Source organism: Sphingobium sp. AP50 (assembly GCF_900109095.1).
GTDB lineage: Bacteria > Pseudomonadota > Alphaproteobacteria > Sphingomonadales > Sphingomonadaceae > Sphingobium.
This window is the reverse complement of record NZ_FNYZ01000003.1, coordinates 151707-170774: the sequence shown is the minus strand read 5'-3', so window position 1 is coordinate 170774 and position 19068 is coordinate 151707. Positions and strand designations below refer to the sequence as shown.

Annotated in this window: 16 protein-coding genes and 1 riboswitch; of the genes, 2 read left to right on the top strand and 14 right to left on the bottom strand. The window is 63.1% G+C overall.

Annotation, left to right across the window (positions count from 1 at the left end; genetic code table 11):
* Positions 1-41: 41 nt before the first annotated feature.
* Positions 42-1739, bottom strand: a complete 1698-nt coding sequence (locus tag BMY84_RS08735; RefSeq protein WP_093083148.1) for a thiamine pyrophosphate-binding protein — start codon at positions 1737-1739, stop codon at positions 42-44.
* A 321-nt stretch (positions 1740-2060) separates the two neighbouring features.
* On the opposite strand from BMY84_RS08735, the gene katG reads away from it, so the two are divergent.
* Positions 2061-4256 (top strand): catalase/peroxidase HPI, encoded by a 2196-nt coding sequence (katG, locus tag BMY84_RS08730; RefSeq protein WP_093083147.1) that lies wholly within the window; start codon positions 2061-2063, stop codon positions 4254-4256.
* A gap of 38 nt (positions 4257-4294) precedes the next feature.
* Here the strand turns inward: katG and BMY84_RS08725 are convergent, their stop codons facing one another.
* Complete coding sequence (locus BMY84_RS08725; RefSeq protein ID WP_093083145.1) at positions 4295-5224, bottom strand: LysR family transcriptional regulator; 930 nt, start codon at positions 5222-5224, stop codon at positions 4295-4297.
* Between the two features lie 116 nt (positions 5225-5340).
* On the opposite strand from BMY84_RS08725, the gene BMY84_RS08720 reads away from it, so the two are divergent.
* Positions 5341-6039 carry a pirin family protein gene (locus tag BMY84_RS08720; protein WP_093083144.1) on the top strand — a complete coding sequence of 233 codons (699 nt, stop codon included), beginning with the start codon at positions 5341-5343 and terminating at the stop codon, positions 6037-6039.
* A gap of 46 nt (positions 6040-6085) precedes the next feature.
* Here the strand turns inward: BMY84_RS08720 and BMY84_RS08715 are convergent, their stop codons facing one another.
* The 12 genes from BMY84_RS08715 to BMY84_RS08660 form a co-directional block, all read right to left on the bottom strand.
* Positions 6086-6718 (bottom strand): DUF4198 domain-containing protein, encoded by a 633-nt coding sequence (locus BMY84_RS08715; RefSeq protein ID WP_093083142.1) that lies wholly within the window; start codon positions 6716-6718, stop codon positions 6086-6088.
* Positions 6719-6827: 109 nt separating this feature from the next.
* Entirely contained in the window at positions 6828-7493 is a 666-nt protein-coding gene (locus BMY84_RS08710) for a peroxiredoxin-like family protein (RefSeq protein WP_256215169.1), read from the bottom strand.
* Between the two features lie 90 nt (positions 7494-7583).
* The gene (locus BMY84_RS08705) at positions 7584-8933 is read right to left on the bottom strand and encodes an LLM class flavin-dependent oxidoreductase (RefSeq protein WP_093083141.1); all 1350 of its coding nucleotides are present in this window, start codon (positions 8931-8933) and stop codon (positions 7584-7586) included.
* Between the two features lie 18 nt (positions 8934-8951).
* The gene (locus BMY84_RS08700) at positions 8952-9743 is read right to left on the bottom strand and encodes a class II aldolase/adducin family protein (RefSeq protein WP_093083139.1); all 792 of its coding nucleotides are present in this window, start codon (positions 9741-9743) and stop codon (positions 8952-8954) included.
* Between the two features lie 355 nt (positions 9744-10098).
* Entirely contained in the window at positions 10099-10671 is a 573-nt protein-coding gene (gene pnuC, locus BMY84_RS08695; RefSeq protein WP_093083138.1) for a nicotinamide riboside transporter PnuC, read from the bottom strand.
* On the bottom strand, positions 10671-11813 hold the full coding sequence (locus BMY84_RS08690) for a phosphotransferase enzyme family protein (protein WP_093083136.1): 1143 nt from the start codon (positions 11811-11813) through the stop codon (positions 10671-10673). The genes pnuC and BMY84_RS08690 overlap by 1 nt, the downstream gene beginning before the upstream one ends.
* Positions 11814-11815: 2 nt before the next feature.
* Positions 11816-14062 carry a TonB-dependent receptor gene (locus BMY84_RS08685; protein WP_371262407.1) on the bottom strand — a complete coding sequence of 749 codons (2247 nt, stop codon included), beginning with the start codon at positions 14060-14062 and terminating at the stop codon, positions 11816-11818.
* A gap of 80 nt (positions 14063-14142) precedes the next feature.
* Positions 14143-14253, bottom strand: a riboswitch (TPP riboswitch).
* A gap of 85 nt (positions 14254-14338) precedes the next feature.
* Positions 14339-15292, bottom strand: a complete 954-nt coding sequence (locus tag BMY84_RS08680; RefSeq protein ID WP_093083133.1) for an ABC transporter substrate-binding protein — start codon at positions 15290-15292, stop codon at positions 14339-14341.
* A gap of 3 nt (positions 15293-15295) precedes the next feature.
* Positions 15296-16384, bottom strand: a complete 1089-nt coding sequence (locus BMY84_RS08675; protein WP_093083132.1) for an LLM class flavin-dependent oxidoreductase — start codon at positions 16382-16384, stop codon at positions 15296-15298.
* Between the two features lie 17 nt (positions 16385-16401).
* A complete protein-coding gene (locus BMY84_RS08670) occupies positions 16402-17664 on the bottom strand; it encodes a rhodanese-like domain-containing protein (protein ID WP_093083130.1) in 1263 nt (420 codons plus the stop codon).
* On the bottom strand, positions 17661-18287 hold the full coding sequence (locus BMY84_RS08665; protein ID WP_093083129.1) for a cysteine dioxygenase family protein: 627 nt from the start codon (positions 18285-18287) through the stop codon (positions 17661-17663). The genes BMY84_RS08670 and BMY84_RS08665 overlap by 4 nt, the downstream gene beginning before the upstream one ends.
* The gene (locus BMY84_RS08660) at positions 18284-19066 is read right to left on the bottom strand and encodes an ABC transporter ATP-binding protein (RefSeq protein ID WP_093083127.1); all 783 of its coding nucleotides are present in this window, start codon (positions 19064-19066) and stop codon (positions 18284-18286) included. Before BMY84_RS08660 ends, BMY84_RS08665 begins: the two co-directional genes overlap by 4 nt.
* Positions 19067-19068 lie beyond the last annotated feature (2 nt).

The window sequence follows — 19068 nt, the reverse complement described above, 5'->3', positions numbered from 1 at the left end:
CCATCATAGAACCGGATCGCATCTGTCGGCGACCTCCCTCCTCATCCCATCCATTTGCTGACCGGCACGGCCGACTGCTCCAGCGGCTGTGCGATCACGTCGATCAGCGAGGGTCCGTCATGGGCCACGGCCTGCCGCACGACCCCGTCCAGTTCGGTCGGATCGCGCACCGTCCAGGCCTTCACGCCATAGGCCTCGGCGATGCGTGCATGATCCACGCGCGTGAAATCGACCGAGAAATAGCGTTCGCCATAGCCATCCTTCTGGCTCGCCTTGATCCAGCCGAAGGAAGCGTTAGAAAAGACGATCATGGTGATCGGCAACCCCTTGCGCACCATTGTCTCCATCTCACCCACGGCAAAGCCGAAGCTGCCGTCGCCCATCACCGCCACGACCTTGCGATCCGGCGCACCAATCTGCGCCCCGATCGAAGCCGGGAGCGAGAAACCAAGCGCGCCATGCGCCCGGTTGGTGATGAAACGACGGCCGGTCGAATTGAACTGATAATGGCCGGAAAAATAGGGACAGGGCGTGCCCGGATCGGCCACGATGATCGCATCGGCGGGTAATATGCTCTGCAAGGCGGCGAGCACCCGTTCAGGCCGGATCGGTGTATCAGTCGATGCGGCCAACCGGTCGAACCCGGCCCGCTTCGCTGCCTTCAGACCGGCGAGCCGTTCCGCCGCGCCACTATGCAGCCGTGCGCCCGCCAGCCGCCGTTCGATCTCGATCTTCAGCGCCGACAGGCAGAGCAACGCATCGCCGACAATCCCCGCCTCGACCCGGTAATTGCCCGAAACGACCATGGGATCGATGTCGATATGGACGATCGGTACGCCACGCGACGGCACCGTGCCATGTTCCGTGGTGGTCGATCCCGCCCGGCAGCCAACGAAGATCACCGTGTCAGCGTCGGCAATCGCCGCGCGCGTTTCGTCCGTGCCACCATTGGCGCCGACCACACCCACGGCCAGCGGATGATCGTCGGCAATCACGCCATGACCGCTGACGGTGGAGGCGACGGGGGCATCGAGTATCTCGGCCAGTTCCGTCAGCACATCGCACGCACCCGACAGGATGACCCCGCCGCCGCAGATGAAGGCAGGCTGCCTGGCCGCCAGCATCACGTCCGCCGCTGCCGCGATCAGGTCCGGGTCCGGACCGGTGCGATAGGCGGGAAAACAGCCATGGCGCGGATCGGCCCAGACATCCGCCGCGTCGAGCTGCTGCTTTTGCAGGTCATAGGGCAGACCGATATGCGCCGCCCCCGGCCGCCCCGTCGTCGCCGCGCGAAAGGCGGTGCGGAAGATATGCGGGATCTGGCTGACATGATCGACCACCGCATTCCATTTGGTCAGCGGCGCGAACAGGGCGCGCTGGTCCAGTTCGGTCAACGGATAGCGCCCGCGCGCCGTCACCGATACGTCGGATGTGATGGAGAGCAGCGCGACCGAACTTTCATTCGCTTCGATCACGCCGGGCAGGATATAGGTCGCCCCGCCGCCGCTCGGTCCCTCGCACACGCCCACGCGGCCGGTCACCCGCGCATAGGCATCCGCCATATAGGCCGCGCTGCGCTCATCGCGGGTCAGCACATGCTCCATGCCATGGTCCAGCCGGCACAAGGCGTCATAGAAAGGCAGACTGGTGTCACCGCACAGGCCAAAGATATGGCGCACACCATGGGCCTGAAGCGTGCGAACGGCGGCCTCGGCCCCGGTCAGGCTCTCAACGCTCATATGAAAACCACCGACTGCACCAGTCCCACCCGCTCCATTCTATGCTTATCGAACCAGAGGTCTACAGGCAGCGCATCGCTGGCCAGCTATCAAAAGTCCGCTCGCAGCGATCAATGCCGCGTCCACTTCGACCAACACCGGGGGGAACGTCTTTGCCCCTTCCACATTGAACAGAACGGAGAACAGCGCATCCTGCGCGGCTCCATCGGGGGTGGTCCATGTCGCATCAATCTATCGATCAGACAGAGCGATATTCCCGGTTTGGCTTGCGCCCGGCCGCCGCCTAGAAGGACATGCAGGGAAAGACAAGGAGTGACGAATATGGATGCCAAGACAACAGAAACACAGGGCTGTCCAATGAAGGATAAGGCGGCAAGCCGAACCCTGCTGGGTCGCACCAACCGTGACTGGTGGCCCAATCAGCTGTCGCTCGACATTCTTCAGCAGAACGGCCTGTCGGGCAATCCGATGGATGCCGATTTCGACTATCGCGCCGCATTCCAGACGATCGACTATGACGCGCTGAAAGCGGATCTGACCGCGCTGATGACCGACAGCCAGCCCTGGTGGCCGGCGGATTATGGCCATTATGGCCCCTTCTTCATCCGCATGGCCTGGCATAGCGCCGGTACCTATCGCACCGGCGACGGTCGCGGCGGCGCATCCTCCGGCTCGCAGCGTTTCGCGCCGCTCAACAGCTGGCCGGACAATGGCAATCTGGACAAGGCGCGCCGGCTGCTGTGGCCGATCAAGCAGAAATATGGGCAGAAGCTGAGCTGGGCCGACCTGATGATCCTGGCCGGCAATGTCGCGATCGAATCCATGGGCGGGCCGGTCTTCGGCTTCGGCGGTGGCCGCGCCGACGTGTTCGAGCCGGAAAAGGACATTTACTGGGGCACGGAAGAAAATTGGGTCGGCGACGAAGCCAATGAAACCCGTATCCAGCCCGAAAAGGACATGGCGCTGGAAAGCCCGTTGGCCGCGATCCAGATGGGCCTGATCTACGTCAATCCCGAAGGACCGGGCGGCAATCCCGATGCGCTCCAGTCGGCCCGCGACATTCGCGAAACCTTCGCCCGCATGGGCATGAATGACGAGGAGACGGCCGCGCTGACGGCGGGTGGCCATACCTTCGGCAAGGCCCATGGCGCAGGCGACGCTTCGCTGGTCGGCGCAGAGCCCGAAGGCGCCGACATCGCCCAGCAGGGACTTGGCTGGCAGAGCGGGCATGAAAGCGGCATGGGCGATCATACGATCACCAGCGGCATCGAAGGCGCCTGGACGCCGACGCCCACGACCTGGGACATGACCTATTTCGACATGCTGCTCGACCATGACTATGAACTGGTCCGCAGCCCGGCGGGCGCCAAGCAATGGCAACCGGTCGGCAATCCCGAAGAGACGCTGGCGCCCAAGGCGCATACGCCCGGCGTCAAGGTACCCACGATGATGACCACGGCCGACATGGCGATGAAGGTCGACCCCGACTATCGTAAGGTCATGGACCGGTTCCGGGCCGACCCGGCCTATTTCGCCGACGCCTTCGCCCGCGCCTGGTTCAAGCTCTGCCATCGCGACATGGGGCCGAAGGCACGCTATCTGGGGCCGGAAGTGCCGGCGGAAGACCTGATCTGGCAGGACCCGATCCCGGCGGCTAGCGGCACCGTGACTGCCGATATCGCAGCGCTGAAGGACAAGATCGCGTCGTCGGGCCTGTCGGTGGCCGATCTGGTCAAGACCGCCTGGGCCTCCGCCGTGACCTATCGCGGGTCCGACCATCGCGGCGGCGCCAATGGCGGGCGCCTGCGCCTTGCCCCGCAAAAGGACTGGGACGTCAATGAGCCGGCCGAACTGGGCCGGGTGCTGGCGGTCTATGAAGGCATTGCGGCGGAGGCCGGCGTCTCGGTCGCCGATCTGATCGTGCTGGGCGGCAGCGTCGGCATCGAGCAGGCGGCGAAGGCTGCGGGCCATGCTATCAGCGTGCCCTTCACGCCCGGTCGTACCGATGCCTCGCAGGACCAGACCGATGTCGATGGCTTCGCCGTGCTGGAGCCGAAGGCGGACGGTTTCCGCAACTATCTCCAGGTCCGCTTCAACGTGCCTACGGAGGAATTGCTGGTGGACCGGGCGCAGTTGCTGGGCCTGTCCGCGCCGGAAATGACGGTGCTGGTCGGCGGCCTGCGGGTGCTGGGCGCCAATCATGGCGGATCGCTGGACGGCGTCTTCACGACCCGTGTCGGGCAATTGACCAATGACTTCTTCGTCAACCTGCTCGATATGAATACCGCCTGGAAGCAGGTGGACGATGCAGCGGACGAGACGTTCGTCGGCTCCGACCGGGTCAGCGGCGAACAGAAGTGGACCGCGACCCGTACCGATCTGGCATTCGGTTCCAACTCGCAGTTGCGTGCCTTGTCGGAAGTCTATGCAGGGTCCGATGCGGGTGAAAAGTTCGTCCGCGACTTCGTGGCCGCCTGGGTCAAGGTCATGAACGCAGACCGGTTCGACCTCGTCTGAAACGAAACCGGCTGGCTTGCGATCGCGAGCCAGCCGGATCAGACGTCGCTCAATCCATCCGGCTCCCGGTCATCCTGACCCAGCGCGACAAACTGGTCGAGTAGCCAGGATGCGGCCGGTCCCGGCGGCGTATCGCGCCGCCAGATGCCCGAAAAGCGATAGGTGCCGCCGGGATGATCGGGCATGGCGAGCCGCACCAGCGTCCCCGCCACCAGATCCGCCTCGATCATCGGCAACGGCATATTGCCCCAGCCAATCCCTTCGCGCAGCAGCGCATGCTTCGCGCCCAGATCGGCAAGGCGCCATGTCTTCGGACTACTGACGGAGAAATCCCGCCCCTCGGTGAAGCGCGATCGGTCGGTCAACACCAACTGGGTATAATCCCGCCCTGCCCCCGGCACGATCGCGTCCATACGGCCCAGCGGATGATCCGGTGCGGCCACGGGCACCATCGGGACCAGCCCGGCCGCCATGCTCTCAATCCCTTCAACACCGGCGGAAAGCGGCCCGGAAATGCCGATCACCGCGCCCCGGTCCAGCACCATGGCGGTGATCGCGCCGAGCGCTTCGGCATGAAGGCGCAATTGCACCGTGGGAAATTCCCGTGCGAAGGCGCGCAGCACCCTGCCCAGCCGGTCGGCGGGCAGCATCACGTCGATGGCGATATTGACCTCCGCCTCCAGCCCGTCGAGCAGCCCCTTCACCTTGGCCCGCAGCCCATCCATGCCATGCGAGATGCTGCGCACTTCCGCCAGCAACGCCCGACCGGCGACGGTAAGTTGCGGCTTGCGCGTCCCTTCCCGCTCGAACAACATCAGGCCCAGCTGCGCCTCCAGATTGGCGATGCCATAGCTGATCACCGACACCGCCCGATTGAGCGTACGCCCGGCGGCGGCAAAACTGCCTGTATCGACGATCGTCAGGAAGATGCGCAACTGGTCAAAAGTCGGCGTACCGGGATTATTCACTTTTCGATTTCCTCGAACATAATACCCTATTTTATCTCTCTGATCGGGAAAGTGCGCAAGGTCTAAAGACGGTTCCAACGCGAGGCGGCATCCCGCCCCCGCATGGAGACAAGAGCATGATCGAACTTCGCCCTTTCGACAGCCTCGGCGGCGCCAACCATGGCTGGCTGGACGCCAAGCATCATTTTTCCTTCGCCGGCTATCATGATCCCAAGCGGACCCATTGGGGCAATCTGCGCGTCTGGAATGACGACACGATCGCACCGAACACCGGCTTCCCGCCGCACCCGCACCGCGACATGGAAATCATCACCTATGTCCGCGAAGGCGCGATCACGCACGAGGACAGCCTGGGTAACAAGGGCCGTACCGAAGCGGGCGACGTTCAGGTGATGAGTGCGGGCACCGGCGTCCGCCATTCGGAATATAATCGGGAAGATGTGACGACGAAGATCTTCCAGATCTGGATCATCCCCACCCGTCAGGGCGAAGCGCCCAGTTGGGGTGCCCGCCCCTTCCCCAAGGGCGACCGCGCCGGTCATTTCGTGACGCTGGCTTCGGGATATGACAATGATAATGACGCGCTGGCCATCCGCACCGATGCGCGGGTCGTCGCCGCGACGCTGAAGGCCGGTGAAAGCGCCGAATATCCGATCGGGCGCGATCGCAAGGCCTATCTGGTGCCCGCCAGCGGCGCGATCCAGATCGACGATGTTCGCGTCAACGCCCGCGACGGGGCCGCGATCAGCGATATCGACGTCATCCGCGTCACTGCGATCGAAGATAGCGAGATCGTCCTGGTCGACGCCGCCTGATTGAGGTGCGGGGAGCCTGATGCATTCAGGTTCCCCGCATCATTCCTCAATCGTTGACGAAAGTCAGCGACGCCATGTGGTAGAGGGTAGACACTTTCTGTCCCGCCAGGCTCAGGTCGCCCTTTTCCTCATGGGTGGCCGACAGGATGAAACGGCCTTTGTCCTTCAGCGGCAGGGTGACGCGCCCCTGCGCGTCGGTGGTGAAGCTCTTCGACCATTTGTCAGGCGAAATCACCGTCACCTTGGTCGCGGCCAGCGGCTTGCCGTCGCGGATCAGGGTGAAGCTGTCGGCATGGGCGGCGGTCGGCACGATTTCCAGCGGCAGGCCGGCCTTGGCTTCGGCACGTCCGGCGCGAGCGTAATAGATCACACCCTCCTTCTTCCCCTCTTCGCCCCAAGGCGCGAACACGCTGTCGTCGATGACGCGAACGTCTCCGGCAGGCGCGGCCACTTCGATATAGCCGGCCTTGCGCACCTGCGCAGCCTTCGACGCAGGCACCAACTGCGGCGCCTTCAGCTTCTCGAACTCGGGATCGCCGCCTTCGGGCTGCACCTCGCCCGGTTCGCCCAGATAGATGCGCGCAGGCCCCGTGCCATCACGCTCCACCCAGATTTCATGCGCTTGCGCCGCCGAACCCAGACCCAGCAGCGCCGCCAGCAGAACCGACTGTTTCAGCATCTCTCTTATCCTTCTTATCCTCGTCGCAAATCGCCGCCATCCGGTCGATTCGATACCGACGTCGCCGTACAGCTAATGCGACAGATTCGCAATTCTGCGACAGGAGGAATTAAGAAAGGACTTCCCTGACAGCCTGAAGAATGGCGTCCGCCTCCGGACGATCGAGCCAGTCGGGGCTGACTTGCAGCCATAGCAACTGCCGCCCCTGCCCGAGGATGGCGGCCGTCGGCTGTGGCAATGCCCAGCTTCCCGTACCAGTCACTTCGCCAATCCAGCCGGAGGGTGGCGGCGAAGGCTGATCGTCGGGTTCGAAGGTGATGCTCAGATGATGGGCAAGCCCATTGTCCCGATCCGTCGCCACCACGAAGGGCAGGCGATGTCGCGTCTTGATCTCCCTCAGCGCATCCGCCCTTTGCGGGCTGAGCGCGACCAGGCGGACGCCCTTGGCGGCCAGCGCAGGAAACAGCTGTTCGGCATAATAAGGCAAGGCGAGATTGCAGGCCGGGCAATTGGCGAAGCGGAAATAGATCAGCACCGCCGGTCCCTCGGCCGTCAGCGCGTCCAGCGACAACGTGCCACCCTCGACATCGTCGAAATCCGTGGGCGGCAGGATAGACCCCGCCTGCGCCACTGCCGCCGGATCGAACCGATCGATCAGTATATGACGCTGACGGGCATTGGCGGCCAGTTGCGTGGCGGGCCAGCTATTCGCCCGTTCCGCCTGCAGCGCGGCAAAACGGTCCCTGAGCGTTGCGGTGAGAAGTGTCGCCATCATGATCTCCTTGCGGTCCGGATCATAGTGACGCCCCCCACCGCTCTGCGCCAATGAGTGTTGCCCGGCCTATATCGATGAATTTTTATAGTTTCATGCCGCGTCGCGATGGGCCGAAGGGGCATGATGGCGGCTCGCCGGAATGGTGAGACCCAGATTGCCGCGTAACGTATCCGCCTCATATTCGGTACGGAACAGACCCCGCGCCTGAAGGATCGGGACGACTTCCTGCACAAAGCGTTTGAACTGCGCCGGATGGCCCAGATGGACGTTGAGCCCATCAAGCGCGCGCTCTTCGAACCAGTGCTGAATTTCATTGGCAACCGTCTCTGCCGATCCGACAAAGGGGCTCCCGCGCCCGGCGCGAAGCAGTTCCACCGTCTGGCGCAGGGTCAGCCCCTGTGCCAAGGCAAAATTCGTCACCTTCTTCGCCTGCGTATAGAAGCTGCTCTTGGCATGCTCCAGCGCTTCGGCCGGGAAGGGCGCATCGGGATCATGCTGGCGGAAATCATACCAGCCGAAGGGGCGGCCGAATTCAGCGAGCGCCTGATCGAAGCTCTGGTCGACGCTACGATAATGATGCTCGATCGCCTGCGCTTCCGCATCGGTATCGCCGACATAGACGGAGAAGCCGGGGAGGATGACGATCTGATCCGGATCTCGACCCTGACGGACGGCGCGCTCCTTGAGGTCAGCGTAAAAGGCCTGCCCCTGCTCTATCGTGGCAGCGTGGGTGAAGATGGCGTCGGCGATGGTGGCGCCCAGATCGCGCCCTTGGTCGCTGTCGCCCGCCTGGAAGATGACGGGTTCCCCTTGCGGCGAACGCTGGAGGTTGAGCGGTCCCACCACCTGAAAAAATTCGCCGCGATGGTCGAGCCGGTGCAGCTTGTCGGCATCGAGGAACTGGCCGGTCGCGCGATCGCGCACCAGCGCCCCCTCCTCCCAGCTCGACCAGAGCCCACGGGCCACATCGAGAAATTCGACCGCACGGCGATAGCGGGTGTCATAGTCGAAATGTTCGGGCAGGCTGAAATTGCCTGCCGTGCCCGCGTCCCCACTGGTCACGACATTCCATCCCGCACGCCCCTTGCTGATCAGGTCGAGCGAGGCGAAACGGCGGGCCAGATTGAAGGGGTCGTTATAGGATGTGGTCAGCGTGCCGACCAGCCCGATCCGGCTGGTGGCCACCGCCAGCGCAGACAACAGGGTAAGCGGTTCCAGCCGGTTGAGATAATGCGGCGGCGAATTCGCCGTGATGAACTGGCTGTCGACGATGAAGACGAGATCGAACTTGGCCGCCTCCGCCTGACGCACCACATCGATATACCAGTCGATGCTGACGCTGGCGTCGACCGGAATATCAGTGTCCAGCCAGCGATTGCTGTCGCCGGGACCGCCGACGCCCGTGGGGACGAGGCCGAGTTTAAGCTGACGCTGTGTCATGCAATATATCCTTGGAAATCAGATGTCGTAACCGGGTGCCTGACGCTGCGCCTTGCGCAGGGCGGCTTCCCAGACGAGGTCGTAATGGGATTTGGCGCCTTCCACCGGCTTGCGCTCCCGGCTCATCTGACGGCGCACTTCCTCCTGCGCCTCTTCCGGCGCGATCAGCACCTGGTCGCGGCCGATGCTGAGGGTGCGGACCTGGGCCTTGCAAGCTTCCTCCAGATGATAGATGCCGCTGAACGCCTCACCCGGCGTCGATCCCAGCGCCAGCGTGCCATGATTGCGCAGCAGCATGATCTTCGTGTCGCCCAGGTCCGCGACGATGCGCTCCCGCTCATCCAGATTGAGCGCGACCCCTTCATAATCATGATAGGACAGACGCGGAATCAGCGACAAGGCGCGCTGGTTGAGCGGCAGCAGCCCTTCTGCATGGGCCGATACGGCCATGCCGTCCGCGCTGTGGAAATGGGCGATATAATGGGCATCGTCGCGCGCGCCATGAATCGCGGAATGGATCACATAGCCGGCATAGTTGATACCATAGTCGCTCTCGCCGATCACATTGCCGTCCAGATCGACCTTCACCAAGCTGGATGCGGTGATCTCATCGAACATCAGGCCGAAGGGGTTGATCAGGAAATGATGATCCGGTCCCGGCACCCGCGCCGAGATATGGGTGTAGATGAAATCATCCCAGCCATAGAGGGCCGACAGACGATAGAAGGCGGCGAGATCGACGCGAACCTTCCACTCCGCTTCGCTGATATCGGACTGGCGGAAACGGTCGTCTTTCAGGACAGTGGCCATGGATTTACTCCTTTGCCGGCCTGTTTAGAGTGGGGGGGCGCCGCCGCCCAATGAGAATGTCTCAAGGGTCACAAAGGCGTTCTCATAGCAGGATGCGATTTCCCGGTCGGCGCGGGCATATCCCGGCTAACGCGCTGCCCCGATGTGGCTGTCGAGAATGGGAATGACCTGTCCTACCGGATCGCGCTTCCTTATCCTGCGATCGACTCTTTTGATTGTCGAGAAAGAACGCGCTGAAAAAGCGGTCCGTGCGGAATTGGCAAAGGCGACATAAGGTGACAATTTCAGGCACATTTTGCGGTGCTTTTGTCACTTTATCGCCCCATCCCGGACGTTCGAAGCCTGTGTACGCTGCCTATGCCGCTTCGGACAGCGTGGCCTTCGCCTGCCGCCAGCGCCGATATCCCACTATGGCAAGCATGATCATCGCCGCATAAAGGCCAGCCGTCAGCCATAATTCCTTGAAGAGGAACATGCCGACATAGAGGATATCGACCGCGATCCACAGCAGCCAGCTGGCCGCATGGCGCCGCGCGGTCCAATATTGCGCGACCAGACTGAAGCTGCTCAGCCCGGAATCCATCCAAGGCAAGGCGGCGTCAGTATAGCGACTGGTGCCCCAGCCGATCACCGCCGCGCCGACCGCGCCGATCGCAAGGCCCGTCCATGCCCGCGCAGGGCGCAACGGTTCGACGGCAACTTCGCCTACGTCATTCCTGCCCTGCGCCCATTGGAACCAGCCATAGAGGATGGCAGCACCGAACAAAGCCTGAAGCGCCATGTCGGCATAGAGGCGCACATCAAGGAACAGCTTGAAATAGAGCGCGCAGGCCAGAAAATTGATCGGCCAGCACAGCATCCGGCGTTTGGCGGTCAGCCAGATGCCCAGAAAGCTGATGGCAACGCCGGCGATTTCCAGAAGCGACATCAGGCCAATGCTCCCCGGCGCAGTTCTGCCAGAAAGGCCTGTCCGGGCAGGGACAGGAACCATCGGGCATGGTCGATCAGATAGTCCTTCCACGCGATCATGGCCGCATCGCGATCGGTTAATATCCCGGCGAAATAATCGACCTCGGACAGGGCGAATTCGATATGGACGAGCGGCAGCAGGCGGATGATCGTCTCAAGATCGTCGCGACCAAGCGGCAGGACCGATCGATAGCCCGCGAGGATCGAAAGCGCCGCGTCGGCATCGGCCACGCCGCGCCATATGCCGCCTTCCAGTTCCAGCCAGGGAATGGCGCAGCGTTCGATGGCGGTGGCGATATCGTGCAGCGCACAGGTCTGCGTCGCCAACCCGAAGTCGAAGATGCTGCTGACCGTGCCGTCGTCCGACCAGAGAAGATTGGTCGGATGCCAGTCATTATGGGTCCAGAGCGACGGCTGTCCTTCCAGCCGATCGGACAGCCCCTCCCCCAGTGCTCCGAACAGGTCCGCCAGTTCCTGCCGCCATGGCTGATCCGCCAGAAAATCGGCCACTGCCGGGCGCGGGGCCATATAGGCTTGCGTCGCCCCCAGGGGATCACGCGCAGGCAGGATGGTGAAACTGCTCACCAGCGGATGCGGGCCACGCGGCGGCGCGGTGAAATCGCGTGCCGCCCCATGCAACCGCGCCAAAGCAGCCCCCGCCGCATAGCCATGGTCATGCGTCAGGAACGGCGTCCATGACTGGCGATCGCGATAAAGGTCGACGCCCGGCGCCTTGCGATGCAGTTCATAGCTCCAGTCACCCAGCCCGATCGCACTGGCACCGCTGGCCGCCTCCAACACCTCCGGAACGGCCACGCCGCCAGCGCGCAGATGCGCCATGAAGCCATGTTCTTCCGCCAGCGCGGCCGGTGTGCGGAGCGACTTATGGTGGCGCTTCAGGAAATATTCGCCCCCGTCGGTCCGCGCCAGCGTCGCAGCCGAAAAGGGACGCGGCGAATGCCAGTCCAATCCGATCAACCGACCCGCAGCCAGGAAATGCGCGAGCGCCGCCTCCGCATCGGCCATGGTGATGGCAGGCCATGTCGGGGCCTCCATCGCCATGCCCATGCCATGGACGAGGTGAGACGCCGCGCCGCTCATGCTCAGAAGGTCCGGGACAGCGTCGCCACGAACGCCCGGCCGCTGCCTATATAATAGGTCGGGGCCGAACCGGGAATCAGCGTGCCGTTGCGGCCGGTCACATCCTGCGCATTGCTGCTGATCGCCTGAACGCCCGACAATATATGCGGATTGGTGATATTGATCGCGTTCAGGCGCAAATCGGTGCGCTGCTTGTCGATCAGCCCGGCCAGATGCACGCCGATCGACAGGTCCAGCGTGGCATAGCCCTTGATGCTCTCATCATTCATGAAGGTCGCATATTGACGACCGACATATTTGAGCGCGCTGCTGCCGAACAGCCGGCCGTCATCATAGGTGGTGCCGACGCCAAATTGGAATTGCGGGCTGGATACCGCGCGCTTGCCCTTCGTCGGCAGATAATCGCCATTGACGGACAGGTCGTCATCCTGCCGGGTATGCAGATATTCGCCGGAGATATAGATGCTCATGCCCTTGGCCGGACGATAGTCGATTTCGCCGTCCAGCCCATAGGATGTCTGGCTGCCACCATTGATCGTGGAATTGACCAGCGCGCCACCGCTATTGACCACGGTCGCCACCTGACGATTGCGGAAATGATAATGGAAGCCGGTCAGCGAGAAGGACAGGCTGGGGCCGATATAGCGATAGCCCACTTCCTGCGAGACGGAATATTCATTCTTGAGCGCGCTCGTCCCCCGGCTGACCAACTCGCCGCCATAATAGCTGTTATAGAGCGCGAATTCGTTCGGCGTGCGGAAATTGGTCGTCACATTGGCGAATAATTGCTGCCGGTCGTCCAGTTGATAGTGGATCGCGGCGCGGGGCAGCGCGGCAAAGCTGTCGACATGCACCTTGGACTGCGGACCGGGCAGATAATTACGACCATTGCGCAGCAGGCTGACGCCCTTGAAACCGATATCGATGCCCAGTTTCGGTGTAACCGCGATGCTGTCCGCCAGGAAAAAGCCCTTGGTCACGGTAACGGTCCGCTGGTTTTCATAGGCGAGCAGCCGCCCGTCCGCCGTGCGGATCGCCTTGTCCTGATAGCCCCAGGCGTCGACCGGCTGCCCGTCCGCATTGACGGAAGTGTAGGACTGGGTCACCCGGTCGGTGCCATAATCGAACCACAGGCCTGCGACGATCTTATGTGTGCCCGCCTGAAGCGTGAACTTGCTCACATCACCGAAGCGGCGCTGCTTGCCCGTCCAGTTGCCCAGCACCGTCGCCACGCCATCCACGGCGCCGGGCAGTATGATCGGCTGGGTCAGCTCTTCGGTGCCGAGATAATTGCCGGTCGTGCCCAGCTGCGTGCCATAGGGCGAATTGCCATGGCCGAACTGAGCATAGGCGCTGCTGTCGAAGCTGAGGCTGTCGCTCAGTTTCAGATGGATCGGCGCCGCGAAATAGAGGTTGCGGAACGGCCCGCGATAGAGCTTCCAATAGCTGGTATCGCCGCCATTATAGCGTTCCGAAAAATTATATTCGCGACCATAGGCCTGCCAGTCGGCCTTGCTGGGGCTGGGATAGGTGGATGTGATGGCATCATTATAGGAGACGGCCAGACTGGCCCGATTGCCGTCGCCCCATTCGCGCAGGATCTTCGCGTCGATATGCTGGCGCTTGTCATAGCCCGCCCCGCGCCAGTTATCCGCCCGGTTGTTCGAGTAGGAGACGAACGCCTTGAAACCGCTATTGCCGATCTCGCCCGTGTCCAACCGCACGAAGGCGCGCCGTTCGTCATAGGAACCGACCGACAGGTTCACCAGTCCACCAAACTCTGCCTTCGGATCATCCAGCGTCAGGGACAGCAGGCCACCGGCCGCAGCCACCACCGGCGCGTCGATGTCAGCGCTGCCCTGCGCCAGCGCGATCTGGCGGACATTTTCCGCATCGGCAAATTGCGAGGGATAGGCATAATAATAGCCGATATCATTTTGCGGCGCGCCCTCCAGCAGCACACCGATCTGGTCCTGCCCCAGCCCGCGCATCGTCAGGCTGGACGTAGCCGACAGGCCATAGGGATCGCTGCTGGAAACATTGGCGCCCGGCAGCAGGTTGACCAGTTGAAAGGCGTTCAGTGTCGGCGCCTGCTTGATGATGAAGTCGGTGGAGATGGCGCTCACCGCCTTCGGCGCGGTCTGATCGGGCAGCAGACCTTCGGGATCGGGATGGCCAGTGACCTGGATCGTCGCGCGATCACTATCATCCCCATCGGCGGCCATCGCCACCGGCGCCATAAGGAGCATCGGCGCCATCAGCGCAGCCCGACCAACGGAAACAAGAGCCATCTTCTTCATTACACGTCCACTCCACATGGAGGGACAGCAGACAGGCCACCAACCCTCCCTACGCCGGTATCAGCCGGATCAGGTTCAACGGGTCGTGGCCTGACTGGCCAGCTCTCAGCCGCGTATCAGCGGCCCCCCGGGGATGGGCGCCCTCTAGTCGGTAAAATGCGACGTGAAAAGTCTTATTGGAACGGAATGCCGGTCATCGCGTCATTTTCATGACAGACTGGCCTGTTATTTGCCGAAGCTGGTGTCAAAGGCCTGCGTAACATCGCGCTCGCCCTTGAGTAGCCCTGCCTTGCTGAAACGCGCGGTAATCTCCTGCTCATGCGCCACGATCTTGGCATCGATCGGCTGGGACACGCGGTTGTTCCGGTCGAAACTGGCACGGGCAATATCGAGCGGCAGGCCGGTCTCCTTCGCCAGCACCTGCGCGAACTGATCGGGATGCGCCCGCGCCCAGGCTACCGCCTTAGCCTCGCGTTGCAGGAAGTCCGCCAGCAGGGCGTGCTTGGGCGCAATCGAATCCGCGTGGGCGATGTCGATATAGAGCGGCAGGCCATAATCCTTGGCGTCGATCACGGCGCGCGCGCCTTCCTTGATCGCGACATTGGTATAGGGCGTCCATATCGCCCAGGCGTCGATCGCCCCACTGTCGAACGCCGCCTTGGCATCGCCCGGCGTCAGGAAAGTAACCCGCACCTTGTCGGCCGGGATATTCGCCCGCTCCAGCGCCTGCAACAACAGATGATGGCCGATCGAACCGCGCGTGGTGGCGATGGACTTGCCGACCAGATCCTGCGCGCTCCTGATCGGCGACGCATTCTTAACCAGCACGGCCAGCGCTTCGGGCGCCTGATTGACGGGTGCCTGCACGGCGATAGCCTTGACCGGGCTGCCGCTTTGATAGGCGAAGATGAACGGGGCATCAGCCGCGAGGCCCAGGTCCGCCGCACCGCCGCCCACCGCTTCCAGCAGCGGTTGGGCTGCCGGAAATTCCGACCATTCGACCGTGTAGGGCGCCCCTTCCAAAGCGCCCGAGGCGAGCATCATCGCCCTGACCTGCCCCTTCTGATTGGCGACGCGCAGGACATTGTCGTCGCTCCGCTTAAAGGTCGCGGCGGCAAGGCCGAGGCCCGCCACCGCAACAAGCGCCGCCGACAGGATGGCGACTTTCTTCTTCGACATGGGTCAGCCTGCCAGTGCGAGGCTGGATGCCTCACGCTCGGCCACCTTGCGGCGCACGACAGGCAGCAATTCGCGGCCGTACAGGATGGAATCGCCCAGCGGATCGAACCCACGGATCAGGAAATGGTCGATGCCGATATCATAATAATCGAGCATCGCATCAGCCACCTGTTCCGGCGTGCCGACCAGTCCCGTGCTGTTCCCCGCAGCGCCTGTCAGCGCAGCCACGCCGGTCCACAGGCGCGTGTCGCGACGATTGCCACTGGCGGTGTCGAGCAGACGCAGGGAGCCTGCATTGGGCGGGCGATGGCCAGTCAGCGGCAGACCGGCAGCGACACGATTTTCGCGCACCTGTTCCTCAATCTCGGCCGCCCGCTTCCACGCAGCTTCTTCCGTATCCGCGATCACCGGGCGCAGCGACAGCGAGAAGCCGGGATCGCGACCATAGCGCCCCGCCGACTTGCGCACCGCCCGCACCGTGTCCTGCACGGCTTCGAGCGTTTCGCCCCACAGCGCATAGACATCGGCATGGCGACCGGCGACATCGATCGCCTCTTCCGACGATCCGCCGAAGAAGACCGGCAGATTGTCCGGCTTGATCGCACTGAACGCCTGACGAATGTCGTAAAACTTGCCCTGATGGTCGAAGGGCGTGGCGGCGGTCCATTCCTGCCGCAGGATGGTCAGATATTCGTCGGTGCGAGCATAGCGCTGCGCCTTCACCGTCTGTGTGTCGCCATCGCGCGCCATTTCCTCATCGGCGCCGCCGGTGATGATATGCACCGCGACCCGCCCGCCCGAAAGCTGGTCGAGCGTCGCCAGTTGCCGCGCGGCCACCGTCGGTTGGGTAAAACCGGGCCGATGGGCGACCAGAAAGCCGAGCTTTGTCGTGATGGCGGCGGCATGGGCCGCCACGATCTGGCTTTCCGGGCTGTTCGATCCGAACGGGATCAGCACCCGGTCGAAGCCGCCCTCTTCCTGCGCCTTGGCCGCCGCGTTGACATAATCGGTGTCGAGCGCCCGGCTGCGCACCGCTGCCTGCGTTTCCGAACCATTGTTGAAGCCGATATAGCCGATGAACCTGACGCTCATATGCTGTCTCCTGATATTTAGATGACGTAGAAGCCGTGGGTGCCGTCGCGTTCCAACTGGGCGACAAGGCCATATTCCCAGTCGAGATAGGCCTGCATCGCAGCAGCCTTGTTGTCGGTGCCTTCATAGGGTCGCTTGTAGCGCCCTTCCGGCCCGCGCGGCGACGGTGCGCCATCCGGCCCCTTCTCCAGCGTCACGGTCGACCAGTCGACATCCAGTACCGACACATCCCAGCCAAGCTGCGCCAGCCAGGAAGCTGTCATGTCGGCACGGGGGCCAAGCGTATCGGTCACGACGATGCGCGCGCCACGCACCGGCGCATTATGGTCGGTTTCCTGCACCAGCTGCCCGCCCTGCGCATTGCGGAAACCGGGCAAATGGCCGCTTTCATAGTCGCGTGGCTGGCGTACGTCATAGAGATAGAGGGTGCGGGCGGTATCTGCCTTGAACGCTTCCAGTTCGTCCCAGCCGATACGCTTAACCCCGGCGCGATAGGCGACGTCGCGCGCATGGTCGCGCGCCTCGATAGCGGCCAGATCATCCACTTCCGGTGCGACACGGGTCTGGCCATTTTCCAGCTCCTGCCCCGCAAGCGTCCAGCCGATCGTGCCGTTGCGCAACGCGAAAATCTTGTTGGGAATACCCGAATTGACCAGCGACTGGGTACCGATGATCGAACGGGTCCGACCGGCGCAGTTGACGATGATCGTGGTATCGGGATCGGGCGCGATGGTCCGCGCGCGCAGCACCAGTTCGGCGCCCGGCACGCTGGTCCCGGTCGGGATGCTCATCGTATTATATTCGTCATAGCGGCGCGCATCGAGGATCTTGATGTCGGCCTTCTCGCGGATCAGCGCCTGCACTTCCTCCGCGGCCAGGCTGGGCGTATAGCGACGATGCTCCACCAGTTCACCGAACGCCTTGCTATAGCTGTTGACGTCCTCGAACAGTTCATAGCCAGCATGCAGCCAGGCAGCCAGGCCGCCCTCCAGCTCACGGACATTGCTGTAACCCAGCGCTTCCAGACGAACCGCAGCCTTGTGCGCCAGACCTTCGCCATCATCATAGACGATGATCGGCGTGTCGAGACGCGGGATGCGCCAGCGGGCTTCCTCATCGATCCGACGCAGCGGGATCTGCGCGGCGAAGAGCGGGTGGCCCTGCGCGAAGTCATGTTCCTCGCGCACGTCGATCACGGCGATTTCGCTGCCGACCAGCAGGGCGTGGCGAATGTCCTGCGGCGTGCTGGTCTGAACGCGGTCTAGAATATCAGTGCTCATGGCTTTTTCGATCTGTCCCAGAGATTGGGGATCACGCCATTGGCGTAACCCGAAATGAAGGTCTTGGGCGTGCCATCGCTGGCATAGGTCGCCCGTTCGACAGCGCCGATATTGGCGCCGTAGATATGGATGCTGATGGATGGTCGGTCGGTCAGGCCATTGGTCACGCGATGGATATCGCCCACGCGCGGGGAAACGGCGTCCACCTCCCCTTCCCGCAACAGGTCTTCGCCCTCCGCGATCAGCCCGCCGGTCGGCAGACGGCGGAAACGCTCCACCTTCTCGACACCGCGCAGCACGCCGACCAGCCCCCAGACGCTATGATCATGGATCGGCGTCGCCTGCCCCGGCCCCCAGACGAAGCTGACGACACTGAAACGCTCCCGGCTATCGCAATGCAGCAGATATTGTTGATAGCGATCGGGATCGGGGCGGGTGAATTCCTCCGGCAACCAATCATCAGTGGCGATCAGGCGAGCGAGCAGCGACCGACCGCTTTCCAATATCGCCTGCTCGTCGCGTGTGGCCGCCAGCAAATCGGCGAAGGCGGTGATGAATCCGCGCAGCCGCCCGATATTGACGGGCGCGTTCACCGGGCGTTCCAATGTAGCGAGCGCGCTCATTCCGCCGCCACCGGGAAGGGCAGGACACCCTCGCCATGATCATCACCGCCCAGATAGGATAGCAGTTTTTCACGCAGCCGACCGGCAAAGCTGGTGCGCTCACCACGCGGCGCGGTGATCCGCTCTTCGGCAACGATCCGGCCCTTGTCCAGCACCAGCACGCGGTCGGCCAGCGCAATCGCTTCCTCCACATCATGGGTGACGATCAGCACGGCGGGCTTGTGCCGGCGCCAGAGCGACAGGACGAGATCGTGCATCCGGTAGCGGGTCAGCGCATCGAGCGCGGCGAAAGGCTCATCGAGCAGCAGCAGCTTGGGCTCCCGCACCAGCGCCCGCGCCAGCGCTACACGCTGCGCCTCACCGCCCGACAGGGTCAGCGGCCAGGCATCGATCCGATGCCCCAGCCCCACTTCCTTGAGTGCAGCCTCTGCCCGATCACGACCACCATCGCCCTTCAGGCCCAGCGACACATTCTTCCAGACCGGCTTCCAGGGCAGCAGGCGTGCATCCTGAAAGACGACCGCCCGTGAATCGGGGACTTCGACATCCTGTCCGCGCACTTCGTCCAGACCGGCCAGTGTCCGCAGCAAGGTCGTCTTGCCCGATCCGGACCGGCCCAGCAGCGCAATGAACTCACCCGGCGCGATGTCGAGGTTCAGGCCATCGATGATGGTGTTGGGGCCAAAGCGCCGGGTAAAGCCCCGCAACCGAACGACGGGTTCGGGATGCGGTTGATGTACGGCGCTGTCGATCGTTGAAAAGCCGTGGCGAGCGTCCATGC

What these genes read in the sequence shown, in the direction of transcription:
- BMY84_RS08670 (WP_093083130.1), bottom strand. Translation starts at nt 17,664, where the DNA reads ATGAGCACTGATATTCTAGACCGCGTTCAGACCAGCACGCCGCAGGAC.
- BMY84_RS08675 (WP_093083132.1), bottom strand. Translation starts at nt 16,384, where the DNA reads ATGAGCGTCAGGTTCATCGGCTATATCGGCTTCAACAATGGTTCGGAA.
- katG (WP_093083147.1), top strand. Translation starts at nt 2,061, where the DNA reads ATGGATGCCAAGACAACAGAAACACAGGGCTGTCCAATGAAGGATAAG.
- BMY84_RS08680 (WP_093083133.1), bottom strand. Translation starts at nt 15,292, where the DNA reads ATGTCGAAGAAGAAAGTCGCCATCCTGTCGGCGGCGCTTGTTGCGGTG.
- BMY84_RS08665 (WP_093083129.1), bottom strand. Translation starts at nt 18,287, where the DNA reads ATGAGCGCGCTCGCTACATTGGAACGCCCGGTGAACGCGCCCGTCAAT.
- BMY84_RS08735 (WP_093083148.1), bottom strand. Translation starts at nt 1,739, where the DNA reads ATGAGCGTTGAGAGCCTGACCGGGGCCGAGGCCGCCGTTCGCACGCTT.
- BMY84_RS08705 (WP_093083141.1), bottom strand. Translation starts at nt 8,933, where the DNA reads ATGACACAGCGTCAGCTTAAACTCGGCCTCGTCCCCACGGGCGTCGGC.
- BMY84_RS08700 (WP_093083139.1), bottom strand. Translation starts at nt 9,743, where the DNA reads ATGGCCACTGTCCTGAAAGACGACCGTTTCCGCCAGTCCGATATCAGC.
- pnuC (WP_093083138.1), bottom strand. Translation starts at nt 10,671, where the DNA reads ATGTCGCTTCTGGAAATCGCCGGCGTTGCCATCAGCTTTCTGGGCATC.
- BMY84_RS08660 (WP_093083127.1), bottom strand. Translation starts at nt 19,066, where the DNA reads ATGGACGCTCGCCACGGCTTTTCAACGATCGACAGCGCCGTACATCAA.
- BMY84_RS08715 (WP_093083142.1), bottom strand. Translation starts at nt 6,718, where the DNA reads ATGCTGAAACAGTCGGTTCTGCTGGCGGCGCTGCTGGGTCTGGGTTCG.
- BMY84_RS08685 (WP_371262407.1), bottom strand. Translation starts at nt 14,062, where the DNA reads ATGCTCCTTATGGCGCCGGTGGCGATGGCCGCCGATGGGGATGATAGT.
- BMY84_RS08710 (WP_256215169.1), bottom strand. Translation starts at nt 7,493, where the DNA reads ATGATGGCGACACTTCTCACCGCAACGCTCAGGGACCGTTTTGCCGCG.
- BMY84_RS08690 (WP_093083136.1), bottom strand. Translation starts at nt 11,813, where the DNA reads ATGAGCGGCGCGGCGTCTCACCTCGTCCATGGCATGGGCATGGCGATG.
- BMY84_RS08720 (WP_093083144.1), top strand. Translation starts at nt 5,341, where the DNA reads ATGATCGAACTTCGCCCTTTCGACAGCCTCGGCGGCGCCAACCATGGC.